Source organism: Kitasatospora sp. NPDC049258 (assembly GCF_040678895.1).
In the GTDB taxonomy this organism is placed as follows: domain Bacteria; phylum Actinomycetota; class Actinomycetes; order Streptomycetales; family Streptomycetaceae; genus Kitasatospora.
In genome coordinates this window covers 73,137-91,142 of record NZ_JBFAQT010000026.1, presented here as the reverse complement: position 1 = coordinate 91,142, position 18,006 = coordinate 73,137, and the positions used below count along the sequence as shown (strand labels likewise).

General features: G+C 73.0%; 17 protein-coding genes. 5 read left to right on the top strand and 12 right to left on the bottom strand.

The annotated features are described in order from the left end of the window. Positions 1-105 precede the first annotated feature (105 nt). The 6 genes from AB0K43_RS21970 to AB0K43_RS21945 all read right to left on the bottom strand — a co-directional run bounded on the left by AB0K43_RS21970 (position 106) and on the right by AB0K43_RS21945 (position 6,756). The gene (locus AB0K43_RS21970) at positions 106-2,076 is read right to left on the bottom strand and encodes an FAD/NAD(P)-binding protein (protein WP_363642220.1); all 1,971 of its coding nucleotides are present in this window, start codon (positions 2,074-2,076) and stop codon (positions 106-108) included. Beyond that, a complete protein-coding gene (locus AB0K43_RS21965) occupies positions 2,073-3,338 on the bottom strand; it encodes an FAD-dependent oxidoreductase (protein WP_363642218.1) in 1,266 nt (421 codons plus the stop codon). Before AB0K43_RS21965 ends, AB0K43_RS21970 begins: the two co-directional genes overlap by 4 nt. 18 nt (positions 3,339-3,356) lie before the next feature. Next, positions 3,357-4,931, bottom strand: a complete 1,575-nt coding sequence (locus AB0K43_RS21960; RefSeq protein WP_363642216.1) for a class I adenylate-forming enzyme family protein — start codon at positions 4,929-4,931, stop codon at positions 3,357-3,359. A 32-nt stretch (positions 4,932-4,963) separates the two neighbouring features. Next, positions 4,964-5,509, bottom strand: a complete 546-nt coding sequence (locus AB0K43_RS21955; RefSeq protein ID WP_363642214.1) for an SRPBCC family protein — start codon at positions 5,507-5,509, stop codon at positions 4,964-4,966. A gap of 96 nt (positions 5,510-5,605) precedes the next feature. Further along, positions 5,606-6,079, bottom strand: a complete 474-nt coding sequence (locus AB0K43_RS21950) for a GNAT family N-acetyltransferase (RefSeq protein ID WP_363642212.1) — start codon at positions 6,077-6,079, stop codon at positions 5,606-5,608. A 14-nt stretch (positions 6,080-6,093) separates the two neighbouring features. Then, on the bottom strand, positions 6,094-6,756 hold the full coding sequence (locus AB0K43_RS21945) for a TetR/AcrR family transcriptional regulator (protein WP_363642210.1): 663 nt from the start codon (positions 6,754-6,756) through the stop codon (positions 6,094-6,096). 135 nt (positions 6,757-6,891) lie between these two features. On the opposite strand from AB0K43_RS21945, the gene AB0K43_RS21940 reads away from it, so the two are divergent. The 4 genes from AB0K43_RS21940 to AB0K43_RS21925 all read left to right on the top strand — a co-directional run bounded on the left by AB0K43_RS21940 (position 6,892) and on the right by AB0K43_RS21925 (position 10,347). Then, on the top strand, positions 6,892-7,272 hold the full coding sequence (locus AB0K43_RS21940; RefSeq protein WP_363642208.1) for a VOC family protein: 381 nt from the start codon (positions 6,892-6,894) through the stop codon (positions 7,270-7,272). Between the two features lie 100 nt (positions 7,273-7,372). Beyond that, the gene (locus AB0K43_RS21935) at positions 7,373-8,725 is read left to right on the top strand and encodes an FAD-binding oxidoreductase (RefSeq protein WP_363642206.1); all 1,353 of its coding nucleotides are present in this window, start codon (positions 7,373-7,375) and stop codon (positions 8,723-8,725) included. Between the two features lie 129 nt (positions 8,726-8,854). After that, the gene (locus AB0K43_RS21930) at positions 8,855-9,211 is read left to right on the top strand and encodes a hypothetical protein (protein ID WP_363642204.1); all 357 of its coding nucleotides are present in this window, start codon (positions 8,855-8,857) and stop codon (positions 9,209-9,211) included. A 77-nt stretch (positions 9,212-9,288) separates the two neighbouring features. Beyond that, the gene (locus tag AB0K43_RS21925) at positions 9,289-10,347 is read left to right on the top strand and encodes a hypothetical protein (RefSeq protein WP_363642202.1); all 1,059 of its coding nucleotides are present in this window, start codon (positions 9,289-9,291) and stop codon (positions 10,345-10,347) included. 59 nt (positions 10,348-10,406) lie between these two features. On the opposite strand, the gene AB0K43_RS21920 is transcribed toward AB0K43_RS21925, so the two are convergent. From AB0K43_RS21920 to AB0K43_RS21895, 6 genes are all read right to left on the bottom strand, one after another. Continuing rightward, complete coding sequence (locus tag AB0K43_RS21920; RefSeq protein WP_363642200.1) at positions 10,407-11,780, bottom strand: FAD-binding oxidoreductase; 1,374 nt, start codon at positions 11,778-11,780, stop codon at positions 10,407-10,409. A gap of 320 nt (positions 11,781-12,100) precedes the next feature. Continuing rightward, the gene (locus tag AB0K43_RS21915; RefSeq protein ID WP_363642198.1) at positions 12,101-13,336 is read right to left on the bottom strand and encodes a hypothetical protein; all 1,236 of its coding nucleotides are present in this window, start codon (positions 13,334-13,336) and stop codon (positions 12,101-12,103) included. A gap of 442 nt (positions 13,337-13,778) precedes the next feature. Beyond that, entirely contained in the window at positions 13,779-14,819 is a 1,041-nt protein-coding gene (locus AB0K43_RS21910) for an AvrD family protein (protein WP_363642196.1), read from the bottom strand. A 129-nt stretch (positions 14,820-14,948) separates the two neighbouring features. After that, positions 14,949-15,392, bottom strand: coding sequence for a carboxymuconolactone decarboxylase family protein (locus tag AB0K43_RS21905; protein WP_363642194.1), 444 nt, complete (start codon positions 15,390-15,392; stop codon positions 14,949-14,951). A 68-nt stretch (positions 15,393-15,460) separates the two neighbouring features. Continuing rightward, a complete protein-coding gene (locus tag AB0K43_RS21900; RefSeq protein ID WP_363642192.1) occupies positions 15,461-16,198 on the bottom strand; it encodes a dienelactone hydrolase family protein in 738 nt (245 codons plus the stop codon). 24 nt (positions 16,199-16,222) lie between these two features. Continuing rightward, complete coding sequence (locus tag AB0K43_RS21895; RefSeq protein ID WP_363642190.1) at positions 16,223-16,681, bottom strand: hotdog fold thioesterase; 459 nt, start codon at positions 16,679-16,681, stop codon at positions 16,223-16,225. A 344-nt stretch (positions 16,682-17,025) separates the two neighbouring features. Here AB0K43_RS21895 and AB0K43_RS21890 point away from each other — a divergent pair, with 344 nt between their 5' ends. Then, positions 17,026-18,000 (top strand): AvrD family protein, encoded by a 975-nt coding sequence (locus AB0K43_RS21890; RefSeq protein WP_363642188.1) that lies wholly within the window; start codon positions 17,026-17,028, stop codon positions 17,998-18,000. Positions 18,001-18,006: the final 6 nt, after the last annotated feature.

Sequence of the window (18,006 nt, the reverse complement as noted above, 5' to 3'; positions counted from 1 at the left end):
CTTCGGCGTCGAGCATGGCCTGCAGCCAGGCGTGGTCGCTGACGGCGGCTTCGACGGGGGTGCCGGCCCGCACGGGGGAGAGCAGGCCGGCATCGATGTCCACGGTCACACCACGACCCCGAGCAGGTCGGTCTCGGCCGGCGTGGGCCGGACCGCGAGCGGCACGCTGGCCGTCTCGGGCAGCGCGAGCACGGCCCGGGCGATGGCGTCCGAGTCACCCAGGGTCACCGAGTCCACGCCCGGCCGGATCCCGGCCGCGGTCACCCAGTGCACCGACTCGGTCGGGATGCCGTAGGCGAACCGGCGCGGGTGCGCCCGCCCGCGGGCGTCCAGCAGCCGGTACGGGCGCTCGGTGACGGCCAGCCCGCCGGTCTCGTAACTCGACCCGCAGGAGGCCGAGATGCGGTACGTGGTGCACTGCTCGGTGTCCAGCAGGTGGCGCAGCAGCGGGTCGTCGGTGCGGCGCAGGTCGGGCTCGGGCAGCCGGGCCTCGATCAGCACCGAGGCCCGCACCGGCTCGCCCGGCACCACCTGGGAGCGGGCCACGAACGCCGGCCGCTCGGTGTCGATCCGGATCTCGGTGGCCGGGCCGGTCAGCTCCAGCACCCCGGCCTCGACCAGCGCGATCATCTGCTCGATCCGGGAGGCCGGCGGCCCGATCGACAGGAAGGCGTTCAGCGGGGTGTACCAGCCCTCCAGGTCGTCCCGGTGGGAGTTGCCCTCCAGACCACCGTGGTCGACCGCCAGGCGGATCTCGTTGCGCAGGTCGCGCAGCACGTCCAGGGCCGCCTTCAGCGGGCCGCTGACATTGCCGGCCTTGGCGTCCCGGACGTCCTGCGCCAGGTACTCCAGCAGCCAGTGGTGGAAGTCCGCCCGGTCGGCGAACTCCCGGTCCTGGTAGGGGCGGGAGAGCTTCTCCCAGTCCCAGCGCGCGGCCGCGGGCAGGTCGAAGCCGTCCAGCACCTCGGCCCGGTCCTCGGCGCGCTCGGCGGCCAGGTAGCGGGTGGTGAAGTCCTCCCGTTCGGCGCCGCGGCCGAGCGACTCCAGCAGGGTGGCGTAGTAGACGCTCTCCACCTCGCGGGCGATCAGCGGCCACAGGTCGGTGCCGAAGTGCACCCGCTGCCCGTCCTCGGCCCGCCGGCGCAGGTCCGAGATCAGCCCGGCGGTGAGCAGCCGGGGGAAGTACCGGCCGTACGCGCCCTTCTCGTTCTCGCCGCGGGCGTGGTACGGGATGCCGCGCCGCGAACTCGCGTACAGCTTGGGCTCCAGGCCGGAGGGCCGGTAGACCAGCCGGTCGCCGTCCTGGACGAAGCGCCCGCCGCGGCCGAGCGTGAACAGCGCCATGTGGTCGAAGAAGTTCAGCCCGAGCCCGCGCAGCAGCACGTTCTGCCCCGGTGCGACCACGCTGACGTCCAGGTCCGCCGGGTTGGCCGGGGTCAGGTAGGTGAGGTGGTGGATCCGGGCCAGACTGGCGGTCTTCGCCTCGCGCGGGGTCAGCCGGGCCGGCACGTGGCCCTGGGCCAGCACGATCGCGGTCAGCCGGTTCAGCCGGGTGCCGTCCTCCAGCCGGACGCCCTGCGGGCCGCCGGTGATGCCGTGGGTGTCGGCCATCGCGACGGCGCGCGAGGCGTGCACCCGCACGGTGACGTGCGCGGGCGCGCCGGCCACCACCCGGCGGAAGCTGTCGTGCAGGTAGGTGCCGTAGAACGCCCTGGTCGGGTAGGTGTTGGGGCCCAGCTCGGCGGCCTCGGCCAGGGTCGGCGCGTCGTGGCCGCCCGCCTCGGTCAGCGACTTCGCCCACTCGTACAGGGTCGGCCCGGGCTCGATCGGCCCGTCGACGTGCACGCTGTCGTCGGTGTACACGGTGATCTGCGAGGCCACCGTGTTCATCAGCAGGTGGCGGGACTGGTCGGTCCGCCAGACCTGCCCGGCGCCCGGCGCCGAGGGGTCCACCACGTGCACCGTCACCGCGCGCCGGGAGGGGGCGCGCCGCTCGTTGGCGCAGATCCGCTCCAGCACCGAGAGCCCGCGCGGGCCGGCGCCGATGATGCAGATCTCGGTCTGACTGGCAGTCACTTCTGCGCTCCGTTCTGGTCGAGGTGCTGGTCGAGGTGCTGGTCGGGGTGCTGATCGACGGGTCGGTCGAGGTGCTGATCGACGGGCTGGCCGAAGCTCCGGACGCCGTGCATCCAGGCGACCTGGTCGTGCAGCTGGGTGGCGGAGAGCGAGCGCAGCGCGGCGTTGCGGGCCCGGGCGGCCTCGCCCGCCGGGTGCCACAGCCGGATGCTCTCCCGGGAGGTGAGCTGGACCTTCGCGGTCCGCTCGCGCCGTTCGGCGTTGTACTTCTCGAAACGCTGCGGGAACTCGTCCGCCCCGCAGTCCAGCAGGTCGCCCAGCAGTACGGCGTCCTCCAGCGCCTGGCAGGCGCCCTGCGCCGCGTAGTGCAGCATCGGGTGGGCCGCGTCGCCGAGCAGGGTGACCCGCCCGTCGCACCAGTTGGCCACCGGGTCGCGGTCCACCAGCACCCAGGACTTCCAGCCCTCGCCGAGCTCCAGCAGCCGGTGCGCGTCCGCGCCCAGCGGGGCGAACCGCTGCCGCACGAACTCCTTCTCCACCGGCACCCCGGCCAGCTCCTCGGTCGCCCCGTTGTCGCTGCTGGCCGCCAGGTTGAGGTACTTGCCGCCGGCGATCGGGTAGTGCACGAAGTGGCAGCCCGGGCCGGTCCACCAGGTCACCGAGGTGCGCCCGCCGAGCTCCTCGGGCACCTGCTCCATCGGGATGATCGCCCGGTAGACGGTGATCCCGGAGACCCGCGGACCGCCGTCGCCGACCAGCTGCCGGCGGATCGCCGAGTTGATGCCGTCGGCGCCGATCAGCGCGTCCCCGGTGACCCGGCCGCCGTCCGCCAGCAGCAGGGTCGCGCCCGCGCCGTCCTGCCGGTAGCCGACCGCGGTCGAGTCGCTGCGCAGCTCGACCCCCTCGGTGGCCAGGCAGGCCTTCAGCAGCAGGCCGTGCAGCTCGGCCCGGTGCACCACCACGTACGGGTTGCCGAACCGCCGCCGGTACTCCTCGGTGAGCGGCAGGCTGACCACGTGCTCGCCGGTCACGCCGTCCATGAAGCGCAGCTCGGCCATGTGCACGGCCGACTCGCGGACCGCGTCGCCCAGGCCCAGGCGCTCCAGCGCGTGGATCCCGTTCGGTGCGATCTGGATGCCGGCGCCGATCTCGGCGAACTCCGGGGCGCGCTCCAGCACCGTGACCCGGTGGCCCTGCCGGGCCGCCGACAGCGCCGCGGCCAGGCCGCCGATGCCGCCGCCGACTATGACTACCTTGGACATCGTGGTCTCCTCGGCCCGTCAGCCGGCCACGCTGCTGCCGGAGGCGAGCAGCCGGGCCAGTTCGAGGCGCTTGATCTTGGTGGTCGCGGTCTGCGGCAGGTCCCCGAGGCGCCACTGCACCGGGTCCGCCATCGGCGGCAGCGTGGCGACCGCCTGCTGCCAGGCCGCCAGGTCCAGCGGCACGTCCTCCTTGGTGCACACCACCGGGACGGCCCGGCCGTCCTCGCCCGGGATGATCACGACCTCGGCCAGCTGGTCGAGCTTCGCGAACAGGGTGTCCTCGGCGGCCAGCGTCGAGCCGAAGCCCTCGATCAGGTCGACCTCGCGGTCCAGCAGGTGCACGCAGCCCCACTTGGTCCGGTAGCCGACGTCGCCCATCCGCCACCAGCCGTCGTTCACCTGGGCGTCGTAGCGGGCCTGCTCACCGAGGTAGGTGACGATCCGGCCGTCGCTGCGCACCTCGATGTAGCCCGGGTTGGTCTCGGACGGCGCCTTGCCGTCCCGGCTGACCACCCGGACCTCGGTGAAGCCGGGGAACGGCACCCCCACGCAGCGGCCATCGGCGTCCGGGCCGCGCCGCTTGGAGAACGAGCGGACCACCGCCGGGCCGATCTCGCTCTGCCCGTACAGCTGGCCGAAGACCGGCGCCCGGCGGGCCGAGGCGCCCAGCATCCGCTGCACGGTGCGCGGGTGGATGGCGTCGAAGGTGCTGCTGAACAGCTTGACGTTGGCCAGCGGGCGGCGCGGGTCGTGGGCCAGCTCCTCCCACTCCATGAAGGAGTTGGGGTGCGCCTCCAGGATCCCCGGGCGCAGCTGCGCGAACAGGTCGGCGACGTGCGCCGGGTCCGACTCGCGGAGCACCACGATCGGGAAGCCGCGGAAGAGCGAGATGGCCAGCGCGGTGATCAGCCGGGAGTGCACGAAGGAGACGTGCATCGCGATCGTCTCGCGGCCGGGGATCAGCGGCTTCACCACGGTCGCCTGCGGGCGGTAGCGCGCCTGCAGGGTGCGGCCGGTGTGCACGGCCAGCTTCGGCGTGCCGGTGGTGCCGGAGGTGTGGGTGATCAGGGTCGGGTGGTCGGCCGGCATGGTCACCGCCGCGACCCGGGGGGCGCCGGCCAGCGCGGCCAGCTCGGTGGCACCCTGGTAGCTGCCCGAGGTGAGCAGCACCTTCTCGGCGAACTCGAAGACCGAGGAGGGGAGTTCGTCCTCCAGCTTGGCCTGGTCGGTGAGCAGGAACGGCTCGTCGGTCCGGCGCACCAGCTCGGCCACGGTGGCGCCGTCGAGCTTCGGCGAGAGCAGCACCGGGACGGCACCGATCCGGGCCGCCGCGCAGGCGAGCAGGGTGATGTCGAACCCGTCCGACTTGTAGACCACCACCCGCTGCCCGGGGCGGACCTTGGCGGCCCACAGCCGGGAGGCGAAGTCGTCGATCAGGTCGGCGACCTCGGCCACGGTGGCCCGGCGGCCCAGCCCGGGCGCGATGTCGAGGTCGTGGTCCAGGATCAGGACGTTCGACCCGTGCTTGGCGGCCGCTCGCTCGAAAAGCGTCCCCAGTCGAATTCCCTGGTTTCCTATGCGCTGCAGAAACACCTTTCCGCCCTCTCATCCACAGAAGTGATCGATCAGTTCTTTTCGATGACGAGCTTGATCCGGCCGAGCGTCTCCGCGAGGTCGTGCTCCAGCTTCTCGGCCCAGTCGGCGAAGAACTTCTGCTTCTCGGCGGCGTCCATCTCGGCGGTGATTCCGCGGATTCCCTCGGTGGCCGCGCCCATCCGGAAGTGGTGCACCAGGACGCTGCCGGCGGCCCCGGCCGGCTCGATGTCGAAGGCCCACACGCTGTCCTGCGGGGTGCCGGTGCTGTCGTGCATGGCCCAGCGGAAGGTCCGGCCCGGCTCGGCGGCGACCACCTCGGCGTGGGTGTGCCACTTGCCGCGGACCACCGGGGCCCAGGAGACCACCTCCTCGGAGCGGAGGTTCTCGCCGCGGAAGACCGAGCCGACCGCGGCCGGGGCGCCGAGCACCCATTCCCCGCCGAGGCATTCGGGGCTCCACTCGCCACTGCGGGGGAGGTCGCTGATCACGGCATAGACGTCGGCCGGCACCGCGGAGACCTCGGTCTGCGACCGGACCTGGAAAAGCGGCGCGTTCTCGTTAGTGTTTTCGCCCATGGCCGGAATACTGGCCAGCGCCGCGGAGGGGGGTCAAAGGCGGTTCGGACGGTCCGTCAAGTCGAACACCCGAACTGACGGAGTCCCGCGGGGGTGTCAGTGCGCGGGCAGCTCCGGCTGCTGCGGCGACCGTTCCGCCGGCAGCTCCAGCGCGAAATGGAATGCGGTGACCGCCATCCGGCGGGCGTGGTAGAACCGGTGCGCCGCCTGATTGGCCACCCCGGAGTCCAGCTCGATCCGCACGCAGCCGGCCCGCACCGCGCGCTCGCGCAGCTCGGCCAGCAGCCGGCCGCCCACCCCGGTGGACCGGGCCCACGGCGCGGTCACCAGGTCGTCGACGAACATCAGCCGGCCGCGGCTGGTCGCGAGCACCCGGTGCCCGGCCACCGCCAGGCACCGGCCGTCGGGGTCGTACGCGGCGGTGAAGACCAGCCCCTGCCGGTGCGCCTCGGCCGCGAAGGCGGCGAACGCCGCCGCGTCCAGGCCCGGCCGCAGCGTCGCCATCAGCGGCGCCACGTCGGCCGCGAGGGCCGGCTCGCCCGGGCCGACGTCCACCATCCGCAGTCCCATCGGGGTCTCTCCGATCACCCGGCCGCGGCCGGGCGGTAGAGGCGCAGGAAGGTCCGCACGCCGTGGGTGACGATCTCGTTGACCCGGGCCGGCGGCAGCGGGATCGCGCCGTAGAACGAGGGCTGGGTCACGCTGATGAAAGTGAGCAGGTTGAAGTGGTCGGCCGCCTGGTGCGGATCGTCCACCTCCAGCAGCCCGCGCTCGGCGAACCCGTCGAAGCGGCGGGTGAGTTCGCGATGGGTCTCGCGCGGCCCCGCCTCCTGCCAGGCCTCCAGCACGGCGGGCCGGATCCGGGGCGCCTCGGCCTCGATGGTGCGCACCAGCGCCCAGTGGTCGGCGAAGGCGGTCAGCGAGGCCACCCGGTCGAGGGCGAAGTCCACCAGGTCCTGCTCCAGGGCGACGATCTTGCGCAGGTGCCGGTCGGCGATCTCGACCTGAGCCGTGGTCACCTCGCTGGCACCGGCCAGGATCACCTCCTGGAACAGCTGCTCCTTGTCGGTGAAGTGGTTGTAGATGGTCCGCTTGGAGACCCCGGCCTCGGCCGCGATCACGTCCACGCTGGTCCGGGTGAAGCCCTCCCGGCCGAAGACCGTCCGGGCCGCCCGCACGATGGCCTGGCGCTTCTGGGGCAGCCCCCGGTGGGCCGGCGCCTGCAGCGGCTCGGTGTTGGCGGCCATTGATGTCCCTCTCCACGATCCCGACGTTTGCACTGCATCGTGTAGTTTACTTCACACTTGACTTAAAGCTCGGTAGAAGTTCTACCGTCGGTCAGGAAGCTCGGACGATCGGTTCAATCGAAGGGAAGAGGCATCATGGCCATCCAGCTGAACCACACCATCGTGCTGGCGCACGACCCCCGCGCCACGGCGGACCTCCTGACCGGCATCTTCGGGCTCCCCGAGCCCAGGTCCTACGGCCCTTTCCTGGTCGTGCAGATGAGCAACGAGGTCTCCCTCGACGTGCTCCGCGAGGACGGCGAGTTCACCGCGCAGCACTACGCCTTCCTGGTCGAGGAGGAGGAGTTCGACCAGATCTTCGCCCGGGTCCAGGAACGCGGACTGCCCATCTTCGCCGACCCCTTCTACCGGGAGCCCGGCCGGATCAACCACTGGCACGGCGGTCGCGGCGTCTACTTCCGCGACCCCAGCGGCCACAGCCTGGAGGTGCTGACCCGGCCGTACGAGATCGACTGACCGCACCCTAGCCGCCGCCCGCCCCGGCCCCGGCCCCCGACCTGACAGACCGTCCGGCACTCTCCCGCCGCCGCGGCCGGCGGCGGTTAGCGTCGGGGACATGATCGGGATATCGGGGCCGGTGTTCCGGCCGGGTGACGAGGGATACGACGCCGAGCGGCGGGGCTACAACCTCGCGCTGGACCACCGCCCGGCCGTGGTGGTCGGCGCCACCGGGGCCGCCGACGTGGCCGCCGCCGTCCGGTACGCGGCCGAGGCGGGCCTGGGTGTCGCCGTCCAGGCAACCGGCCACGGCGTCTCGGTGCCCACCGACGGCCACCTGGTGATCAGCACCGCCCGGATGAAGGGGCTGCGGATCGATCCGGTGGCCCGCACCGCCTGGTTCGAGGCGGGCGTGCGCTGGCACGAGGTGATCGCCGCGGCCGCCCCGCACGGCCTCGCCCCGCTCAGCGGCTCCAACCCGGACGTCGGCGCGGTCGGCTACACCCTCGGCGGCGGCATCGGCCTGCTCGGCCGCCGGTACGGCTACGCGGCCGACCACGTCCGGCGGCTCGACCTGGTGACCGCGGACGGGCGGCCGCGCGCGGTGGACGCCGAGCGCGAGCCGGAGCTGTTCTGGGCCCTGCGCGGCGGCAAGGACAACTTCGGCGTGGTGACCGCCATGGAGATCGACCTGGTGCCGCTGACCGGCCTGTTCGGCGGCGGGCTGTACTTCCCCGGCGAGTCGGCGGCCGCGGCGCTGCACGGCTGGGCGGCCTGGACCAGGACGGTGCCCGAGGAGATGTCCTCCTCGATCCAGCTGATCCGCTACCCGGACCTGCCGGTGCTGCCGGAACCGCTGCGCGGGCGTTTCGTGGCGCACGTGCGGATCGCCTGGTGCGGTGAGCGCGCCGAGGGCGAGCGCTGGGTCCGCCCGCTGCGCGAGCTCGGCCCGACCCTGATCGACAGCCTGCGCGAGCTGCCGTACCAGGAGGTCGGCTCGATCCACCACGAGCCGCCGATGCCGGCGGCGGCCTACGACCGCAACACCGCCCTGCGCGAGCTGGACGCCGAGGCCGTCGACCTGTTGCTGGAGCTGGCCGGGCCGGCCGCCGACGCACCGGTCATCCTGGAGCTGCGGCACCATGGCGGTGCGTACGCCCGCGGCCCCCGGGTGGCGAACGCGGTCGGCGGCCGGGACGCCGGCTACATGCTGTTCTCCACCTTCCTGTTGGAGTTCGCCCCGCTGGCGGCCGTCCGCGAGGTCCACGCCGTGCTGCACGACAAGCTCGCCCCCTGGAGCACCGGCGGCTCGTTCGTGAACTTCCTCGGCATCGACGACACCACGCCGGAGCTGGTCCGGGCCTGCTACCCGCCCGAGGACTACCGGCGGCTGGCGGCGCTGAAGGCCGCGTACGACCCGGGCAACCTGTTCCGGGTGAACTACAACATCCCGCCGGCCGCGGCGCGCTGAGGGCGCACCCGCCGAGCCGCCCCCGTCCGGGAGTATCCGGGCGGGGGCGGCCTGCTGTCGGTGGCCGGTGCTTGGCTAGCATTTGACGGACCATCTGGCAGTACTACTTATTCCTGTGGGGGGCTGACCGTGAACTTCGCAGGCGAGCTGTGGGACGACGTCAAGGATCTCGGCGGCGCCGCCCTCGAGGTCGGCAAGGACATCGTCATGGCGCCCGCCGAGATCGCCCACTGGGCACTCGGCAAGATGTTCGGGGACGCCGACGCCGAGCTGAAGCGGATCGCCGCCGAGCTGGAGGCGCTCGGCAAGGAGGTCGACCAGCTGGGCCAGGAGGTCGGCTCGGCGCTCGGGAAGCTCACCTGGCACGGCGCGGCGGCGGACGCCTTCGTCGCGCACGCCCAGGGCCGGGTCCGGGAGCTGTCCGGGGTGGCCGACGAGCTGGACGGCCTCGGCAAGTCGATCGAGCGCCTGGCCGACGTCTACTGATCCGTGCGCCACCGCACACCGATGTCGCCATTCACAGAGCAGAGCAGGGGGACGGGCCTATGGGCAGCGAGCAGTTCATGGTTCAGCTGCAGGAGCTTGGCAGGATCCAGCAGGACTGGCAGAAGCTCCAGCAGCGGATGGAGGAGCTGAGCGGCAAGCTCGGCCACATCAAGGCGACCATCGCCAAGGCCGCCGCCACCGACCTGGCGGCCAGCCAGTTCGCCGGGATCCCCGGCTTCGCCATGGTGACCGGCCAGCTGATCCGGGACGTCGGGGAGATCAAGGACCGCGCCGAGCACCTCCAGCAGACCAAGGAGACGCTCACCAAGGAGCTGGCCGGCGACGTCGAGAAGATCAAGCAGGTCATCGGCGAGTACCAGGGCATCGAGCACAAGCTCGAGGAGGAGCTCAAGAAGAAGGTCAAGGGCGGCGGCGACCAGCCGAAGTCGCCCGGCACCGGCGGTGGCCCGCAGACCGGGATCGACGGCGCGGGCGGTGCCAAGGGCGGCAGCGGTGGCAGCGGTGGCCACCAGCAGCCCAAGTCGCCCGGCGGCGGCGGCGACGGCGGCGGCAGCGGCTCGGGCACCCGGGACGACTACCCGCAGGGCCATGGCACCGGCGACTGGAAGACCACCGGCAACTGGGACGCCTGGTCGCCGGGCAAGCACCACACCACCACCGGTGCCGGTGTGAAGGCCGAGCCCAAGACCGAGGGCCTGTCCAAGGAGCGCAAGGATGCCGTGGACCGCGCCCTGGAGCGGATCAACCACCGGATCGGCTACAGCCAGTCCGCCTTCACCAACGGCTACCGCGACGACTGCTCCGGCTTCGTCTCGGCCGCCTGGGGCCTGCCCGGCCCCGGCCTCAACACCTGGGGCCTGATGAAGGGCGACGTGGCCCACCGGATCGGCAAGGACGACCTCCAGCCGGGCGACGCGCTGATCGCCGGCGGCCACACCGTGCTGTTCGGCGGCTGGGCGGACGCCGCGCACACCCGCTACATCGGCCTGGAGGACAACGGCTCCCAGGGCACCGTCTCCCAGGTCATCCCGTACCCGTACTTCCCCGGCAGCGCGGGCGAGGAGGCCCGGAGCGGCTCCCCGTACCTGCCGTTCCGCCGCAACGGGATGCAGTAGCGGGCGCGGCCGGGCGGGCCGACCTGCCGTCAGACCGACGGGGCGCGCTCACCGGCGGCTCAGGCCGGCTCGATGTTCTGGTTGGCGCGGAACAGGTTGTCCGGGTCGTACGTCCCCTTGATCCGGGCGAGGCGGTCGTAGTGGTCGCGGTAGGTCGCCCGGACCCCGCCCCGGCCCTCGGCCATCATGAAGTTCACGTAGGCGCCGCCCATCGAGTACGGGTGCAGCGCGTCCGAGTAGCCGACGGACCAGTCGCGGACGGCGCCGGCGTTGGCCGGATCCGGGTCGATGCCGCCGAAGACCCCGGACCAGACCGCGTCCCGGTAGGCCCAGGCCGTCGCGTCCGGCGCGACCTGGTGGGCGGCGCCGTCGACCGGGTAGAGGTGCATGGTCGACAGTTCGGTCGGCACGTCCTGCGCGTACCGGGCGTGCACCTCGATCGCCTCGTCGGTGATGCGGTCGAAGAAGGCTCCGCGCCAGTACCACTGCAGACCGGGCGGCAGCAGCGGGTCGAACATGCCCTGCAGCGCGGGGTACGGCATCGGTGTCTGGAACTGGAAGGCGGGCGGGCCCGGCTCGCGGGCCGGGGCGAACACCGTGTCCAGGCCGTCCAGGTCACCGGTGTAGCACCACACCACGGCGCACATCTTGCGGTGGTGCAGCTCCTCGGGGAACGGCGGGCCGGGCGGGACCACCAGCACGGCGAAGAACCCGTTCAGCTCGGTGGGCGCCTGCGGGAGGAAGTCCCGGTACCAGCGGAGCACGTCCGGCAGCAGGTCCAGCGGCCACACCGTCAGGCCGAGGCCCACGGTGTCCACGGGGTGCAGCCGGAAGGTGAACGAGGTGACCACCCCGAAGTTGCCGCCGCCGCCCCGCAGCGCCCAGAACAGGTCCGGGTGCCGGCTCTCGTCCGCCGTCACGAAACTGCCGTCGGCCAGCACCACGTCCGCCGACAGCAGGCTGTCGACGGTGAGGCCGTACCGGCGGGTGAGGTGGCCGTGGCCGCCGCCCAGGGTGAGGCCGCCGACCCCGGTGGTCGACACGATGCCGGCCGGGACGGCGAGGCCGAACGCGTGGGCCGCGTGGTCCAGGTCGCCGAGCAGCGCACCGCCGGCCACCTGGGCCGTCCTGGCCACCGGATCCACCCGCACACCGCGCATCGGCGCCAGGTCCAGCACCAGGCCGTCGTCGATCAGGCAGAGCCCGGAACCGCTGTGCCCGCCGCCGCGTACCGCGACCGGTACGCCGTTCTCCCGGCCGAACCCCACCGCGGCCATCACGTCGGCCGCGTCCGCGCACGGCACGATGGCCGCCGGTCGCCGGTCGATCATCGCGTTGTAGATCTTCCGGGCCTCGTCGTACCCCGGTTCTCCCGGTCCGGTGACCGGGCCGCGGAGCGCGTCCCGCAACGACTGGTAGACGGCCGTGTCCATCGCGATCTCCCTTGCCACGGGCCGGTCCGCGACCAGCCGGACCGTACCGCGCCTCGATCTGCGGCTCGCCCCGCCCGGGCCCCGGGAGCGCGGGCGCGGGTGGCGGTGCGACAAGGACCGGCACCGGGTGAACCGCCCGTGCCTTCCAGCATGCGCCGCCGCCCGGTGCCCTGCCAGGCCGCCGGGCGGGTACGCCGGACGCCCCCGGAGCCGACGGGCTCCGGGGGCGTCGCGCCTGCCGGCGCAGGCGGCTCGGTGGTGGGCGGCTCGGTGGTGCGTGGGTGGGTGCGTGCGTGCGTGGGTGCGTGGGTGGGCGCGGGTCAGCGCTTGACCCCGACCCGGGTGGTCACGGACTCCGCGTAGTGGCCGTCCGCGACCGCGCCGGCCGAGACGTCCAGCGAGGTGACGTCCGCCGCGACGCTCGGGGCGAGCGAGAAGCGGAAGAGGTGGTTGAGGACCCGCCCGTTCGGGCCGTTCTCCAGCGGAGCGGCCAGCGAGGAGGTGTCCACCGAGACCTCGCCGCAGTCGTCGGTGACCGGCAGCTTCTTCCAGGCGCCCGCGACGAACACCTCGGCGCCCACGTTCTCGGCGCCCAGGGCCTCGTCGACGTAGGCGGTCTTGCGGGTCACCCCCAGCGTCAGACGCGGGGCCAGCGAGCGGAACGGCGCCGCGGTGAAGTTCCCGGCGGAGACCTGCACCTCGACCGCCGGACCGCCCACCGTCACCGAGGTCGGGATCGGGGTCATGGTCGGCATGCCCGCGGAGGGCCGGTGCTCGTCCACCACGGCGATCCGCCGCACGGCCTTGCCGAGGGCCTTGAAGTCGGTGGTCGACGGGACGTAGGCGTCGGCCTCGATCGCGAGCGGCGCCGGGCCGTTGTCCTCGGCGAGCCGGATCCGGTACTGGATCGTCCGGCTCGCGCCGGCGGCCAGCGGGAAGGCCGCCTTGTTGCCGGTGGTCGCGTAGTCCATGCCGGTGCCCTGGCTGATCGGGACGTCCGTCCAGGCGCCGCCGTCGTTGCGCTCCAGCGTCCCGGCGACCGTGCCCATGATGACCTGGCAGCGGGCCCCCGTGAACTGCTGCGCCGCGACCACCGGGGCGACACCGGCCAGCCGGTGGCCGGAGGTGTTGGTCCAGGTCACCGAGAAGACCGTCGGGTCGCCGCCGGCCGCCAGCTTGCGGCCCTCGTCCAGGCCGTCGAAGCGGACCGTCACCTCCTGGTCGGCGGTGCGCCGGGCGGCCGGCGCCGCCGGGTGGGAGCCCTGCTCGGTGGTCTCCGCGGCGCCGGTGTCCGCGGCGGGCACGGCCGGGGCCGCGGTGGGGGCCGCGGTGGACGGCGCCGCGGACGCGGTGGCGGGCGCCGGCGCCGTGACCGCGGTGCTCGCGGCGGCGCTCGGCCGCCCCGCCGCCGTGCCGGTCTTCGGGTCCGAGCAGCCGACCGCGCCGACGGCCACGACCGCGGCGAGCGGGACGGAGACCGCGAGGCGCGATGTCCACGAGCGGCCGGCACCGGCGGTGGCAAACTTCGCAAACAGGCTGATAACGGACACGTTCATGACGCGGTTCCCCCAGAGGCGTGGATCTGATCGAGAGTGTCGAGAGCGACCGACCCCGTCCGGCTCCGCCGGCCCGTTCCCTTGCTCTCACCCTGATAGACGTCCATCCCCCGGGGAGGTTGCAGGTGGGTTCAGAAGTATTTTCGAGCACCCTCGCAGCCGTGCCGACCGGGCGTCAGCGGGTGCGGTCCGGGCCGCCGCTCAGCCCCTGCTGGGTACGGACCAGGGTGAGCCGCAGCAGCTCCGCCGTCGTGCACTCCGCCAGCCCCGGATCCGCCGGCCCCGGCTCGGCGGGCTGCGCGCAAGGCTGCTGACGACCCTTCCGCGCCGGCCGTGGCGTCGTGGCGGTTCGGCCGGCGGCCGGGGCCCGTACCGGTTTGCGTCCCATCCCCGTGCACTTCCCTTCGGTGTTCGGCGAGGCCCGGGGCCGTGGGGCCACGGCCTAGTGGAATGCGGTGTTCACCGTCCGGGGCCGTGCCTCGGTGAGCAGCATGGCCGCGGGCAGTTCATGGGCGAGCGAGAGGCTCGCCTGGATCCCCTGGCAGTGGCCGACCAGCCTGGTGGTGCGCCAGGTGCCGCCGCCCCAGGTGAGCAGCCGGCTGCGGTGGGTCTCCGCGAACGCGCGGAACGGACCGGCCAGTGGCTGGTAGGGCGTCTGCGCGCTCAGCACCACCCGCCGGATCCGCAGCGTGCCGCCGTCGATCTTGGCGGCGCCGTCCATCTGGTAGAGCAGGACCTGCCCGAGCTGCGCCTGCACCGCCAGGCAGTCGATCGCCGAGAGCGACGGGTGGTAGGCCCCGCCCAGGTCCGCGGGCCGGAGGCCGGCGTCCTCGTCCGGCTCGACGGACACCGCCGCCTCGACGCGGTTCTCCGGCAGCCGGACCGTCACTTCGGTGATCCGCTGGGAGCGTCGGCGGTAGCCCTCGTCGTGGAACCGCTCCGCCCCCGGGCCGAGGGCCTCGTGCGCGGAGCCGAAGACCGCCGGGGCGCTGCGGATCGCGGTGAGTTCGTGCTCCACCGTGCACCAGGTGCGGACGGTGGCCAGCCGGCACTCGAAGGTCGAGACGTAGCCGCCCAGGCTCCGCGGCGCCGGGACGGTCTCGATCAGGGAGGCCCGGACCGGGAAGCCGCCGGGGGTGAGCCGCTCCTCGGCGGAGGCCCGGAACTCGTAGCGGCGCAGCCACATCCGCCCGCGCTGGGCGGGGTCGAGGCCGTAGGTGTGCAGCAGGTACGCCTCGCACAACTGCACGGTGAGGGCCAGCGCGTCGAGGCAGTCGATGTGCGGGGCGAACGGCATGCCGGAGGTCTGCCGGCTCCACTCGCCCGGATGGCTCAGCTCGGCGAGGCCGGCGACGCCGCGGCGGGCGCCGTCCGGTGCGCCGACGGAGAGCGGGGCGATCGCGTGGCGCACGCCCTTGAGGCCCAGACCGAAGAACCTCCGGTCGGCCGGGCCGAGGAAATCGTCGATGGAGGAAAACCGCACATGTGTCCCGTGCATGGGATCAGCTCACCACCTGGGAGGACGGGAGAGGGAGGGTGGCTGGGCCGGTGCGGGCGCGCGACGGTGGGGGGCGGCGCACCCGCACCGGGGTGGGGCCGGGGCGGCCCCGGCCTACGCCGGCCGGGGGGAGCCGGCGGTGGCCGGGGCGACCGGGTCGGCGGCCTTGACCGGGAGCAGGCCGCGCTCGCCGAGCACCTGCTTGGCGATCCGCATGCTGTTGTAGGTGCGCGGGAAGCCGACGAAGGCGAGGCAGTGCAGGATCGTCTCGACGATCTCCTCGGCGCTCGCCCCCGCGTTCAGCGCCAGATTCATGTGGAAGGCCAGCTGGGGCTGGCAGTCGCCCAGCGCGTTCAGCGAGGCGATGGTCAGCAGTTGACGCTGCTTGAGGTCGAGGCCCGGCCGCGAGTAGAGGTCGCCGAAGGCGAACTCCGCCACGTAGCGGCTCAGATCCGGTGCGACCTCGGCCAGCGAGCTGAAGATCGTCTCGCCGTCGTCGCCGAGCGCGGCGAGGTTGGCCACCCCGCGGGCGAAGCGCTCGCTCGGGTACTGGGTCATCGGGAGGAACCCCTTTCGGCTCGGGGTGGTCGAGGCCGGTGGCGGCCGGCGGTGAGCTGCCCGGCGGGTCAGGCGGCCGCGTGGCGGGTGGTGAACTCCTCGATCCGGGTCCACGCGTCGGCGCAGGCGTCCTTCCACTCGGCGAAGCCGCGGTCGAAGAAGGAGTGCGGGGCGCCCTCGTAGACCTTCATGTCGAAGTCCTTGCCCGCGTCGCCGAGCTTGCCCGCGAAGGCGGTGAAGTCCTCCTGTGGGGTGGCCACGTCGCTGCCCGCGATCAGCAGCAGCAGCGGGGCGGAGATGTCGTCGATGACGTCCTCGACCAGCCCCGGGGCGCCGTAGAAGCCGATCGCGCCGGCCAGCCCCAGGCCGCCGGCGGACAGCCGCCAGGACTGGCTGCCGCCGAAGCAGAAACCGACCGAGAAGACCGGGCCGGGGGCGACCTCGGCGAGGTGGTCGGCGGCCGCCTTGACGTCCAGGGCGATCTCGGCCGGATCGAGCTTCGGGAAGTGCTCCGACCACGGGAAGTCGTCGTCCCGGTCGCCCAGGCCCGCGGTCCGCCCGTAGTAGTCGATCGCCGCGGCGGCGAAGCCCGCCTCGGCGAAGCGCTGGGCCAGGTCCTGGTAGTACGGGTGGACGCCCCGGACGTCGGGGATGATCACGACGCTGCGCCCGTTCGGCTCGGCCGGGAGCGCGCGGTAGGCGTGGAAGACGGTGCCGTCCGAGGCGGTCAGCTCGACCAGGCCGTGCTCCGCGACCTCCCCCGGGTTCGCGACGCCGGGCGGCCTGCTGTCGGTGGGGTGGCACATCGTTGGTACCTCTCTCGGTTCGCTTCAGATCTCTACTGGCGGGAAGTCAAAACTGCGGCGCCGGCCAGGAGTGCCGCCGATCGCGCAGGTCAGCCGGGTGGTGCAGGTGCGGCGGCCGCTGGAGTCGCTGATGACGATCTCGTAGCTGGCGCTGGTGCGGCCCTCGTGCAGCGGCCGGCAGACGCCCGTGACCGTGCCGGCCGAGACCCATCGATGATGGGTGCATGACAGGTCAAGGCCGACGGCGGTCTGCCCGGGCCCCGCGTACAGCAGGGCCGCGAGGGAGCCGAGCGTCTCGGACAGCACCGCGTTGGCGCCGCCGTGCAGGATGCCCACCGGCTGGCGGTTGCCCCGCACCGGCATCGTGCCGATGACCAGCCCGGGCTCGTACCGAAGGATCTCGATGCCCAGCTTGGCCACCAGCTGCTCGTGCTGGTAGGCGGGGACGACAGGGACCGGGCCGAGCCGGCTGGCGGTACTCATCGCGGCTCCCAGGAAACGCCTCGGAAACAGCACGGAAACGGAATCCGGAATTGTCGGCCGGAGTCGCCCGTATCCGTCTTGGCACCATGACATTACCGCGACCGGTCGCCCCGGCAACGCCGCCGGACTGGTGCCGCTTAAGCAGGTACTGGCAGTGACAGCATAGCCAGACGCAGGCAGGGCGGTGGCGGGCCGTGCTAGCTTCGCCATGGGCCCGGCGAACGGGCTCGGGAATGTGATCAGAGCCGCTCGGATCCTGCCGTAAATACCCAGGAATTCTTTCGGGCAATCGGCGGGTCCGGGCGGAACGGGCGGACTGGAGATTCCCTATGAATTCGACCGGGATGATGACCATCTCGTCGGTCGACGACTACCTCGGAGCAGGCGCTCAGCGCTTCTTCGGCGCCGGCTACCGGCGCGTCGAGTACACCTACGGCACGGTCTCGCTGGAGTCCTTCGCGAGCGGTGCCGCCACCCTGCGCACCCACCTGCGGGTGGCGTACCCCGCCGACTGGTCGCGGAAGAAGGACAACGTCGACCTGCTGCCGCACCTCAGCACGGTGGACGCCCTCATCATCGCGGTCCAGGCCGGCGACCTGCTGCTGACCCACACCTTCGGGCTGGAGCCGGAGCAGCGCCTGTTCATGCGGGTGCGGCAGGTCCGGATCAAGGCCGCCGGCGCGCCGCTGGAGGAGCTGGACCGGCTGGCGGTCCGCGCCGAACTGCTGCGCACCGAGGCTCCCGGGCGCTCCTCCACGGTGGAGGTGACCATCGGTGCCATGCGGGTGCGCTGCGAGATCGAGCACCCCCGCGCGGCGGCCAGGGCGGCCGTCGGCGACTACGCCGACCCGGACGCGCTGCTCGGTCCGGCCGCCTCCCGCTACTACGGCACCGGGTTCGTCCACCGGGCCCAGACCATCGAGGAGATCGTGCTCGATCCGGGCACCGGCCTGGCCCGGGGATCGGTGCTCTTCCCGGGATCGGCCGGCCCCGGCCCGGCGCAGGGCGGCATCGAGGGCGGCTACCAGCCGTTCCTCGGGCTGGTCGAGAGCTTCGTCACGGGCCTCCAACTCGGCCAGATCCTGCTGTACGAGCTGGACGGGCTGGCCCGCGGCCGGAGCAACACGCTGTGGATGCGCGGCACCACCATGAAGGCCGCGGGCGCGGCCGAACCGCTGCGGGACGGCATGCCGATCACCGTCCGGCTGGCCGACGGCGCGCTGCTGGAGCGCCCGGACGGCATCTGGCGCACCGCCGACATCGTCGGCGGGATCGGCGGCACCGCGATGCGCTGCAGCATTGCGCACCGCCTTCCCTGACCTCGC

Coding starts and splice junctions, on each gene's coding strand:
- AB0K43_RS21900 (WP_363642192.1), bottom strand. CDS start 16,198: ATGTGCCACCCCACCGACAGCAGGCCGCCCGGCGTCGCGAACCCGGGG.
- AB0K43_RS21920 (WP_363642200.1), bottom strand. CDS start 11,780: ATGGACACGGCCGTCTACCAGTCGTTGCGGGACGCGCTCCGCGGCCCG.
- AB0K43_RS21955 (WP_363642214.1), bottom strand. CDS start 5,509: ATGGGCGAAAACACTAACGAGAACGCGCCGCTTTTCCAGGTCCGGTCG.
- AB0K43_RS21925 (WP_363642202.1), top strand. CDS start 9,289: ATGGTTCAGCTGCAGGAGCTTGGCAGGATCCAGCAGGACTGGCAGAAG.
- AB0K43_RS21945 (WP_363642210.1), bottom strand. CDS start 6,756: ATGGCCGCCAACACCGAGCCGCTGCAGGCGCCGGCCCACCGGGGGCTG.
- AB0K43_RS21915 (WP_363642198.1), bottom strand. CDS start 13,336: ATGAACGTGTCCGTTATCAGCCTGTTTGCGAAGTTTGCCACCGCCGGT.
- AB0K43_RS21935 (WP_363642206.1), top strand. CDS start 7,373: ATGATCGGGATATCGGGGCCGGTGTTCCGGCCGGGTGACGAGGGATAC.
- AB0K43_RS21965 (WP_363642218.1), bottom strand. CDS start 3,338: ATGTCCAAGGTAGTCATAGTCGGCGGCGGCATCGGCGGCCTGGCCGCG.
- AB0K43_RS21895 (WP_363642190.1), bottom strand. CDS start 16,681: ATGAGTACCGCCAGCCGGCTCGGCCCGGTCCCTGTCGTCCCCGCCTAC.
- AB0K43_RS21890 (WP_363642188.1), top strand. CDS start 17,026: ATGATGACCATCTCGTCGGTCGACGACTACCTCGGAGCAGGCGCTCAG.
- AB0K43_RS21940 (WP_363642208.1), top strand. CDS start 6,892: ATGGCCATCCAGCTGAACCACACCATCGTGCTGGCGCACGACCCCCGC.
- AB0K43_RS21905 (WP_363642194.1), bottom strand. CDS start 15,392: ATGACCCAGTACCCGAGCGAGCGCTTCGCCCGCGGGGTGGCCAACCTC.
- AB0K43_RS21950 (WP_363642212.1), bottom strand. CDS start 6,079: ATGGGACTGCGGATGGTGGACGTCGGCCCGGGCGAGCCGGCCCTCGCG.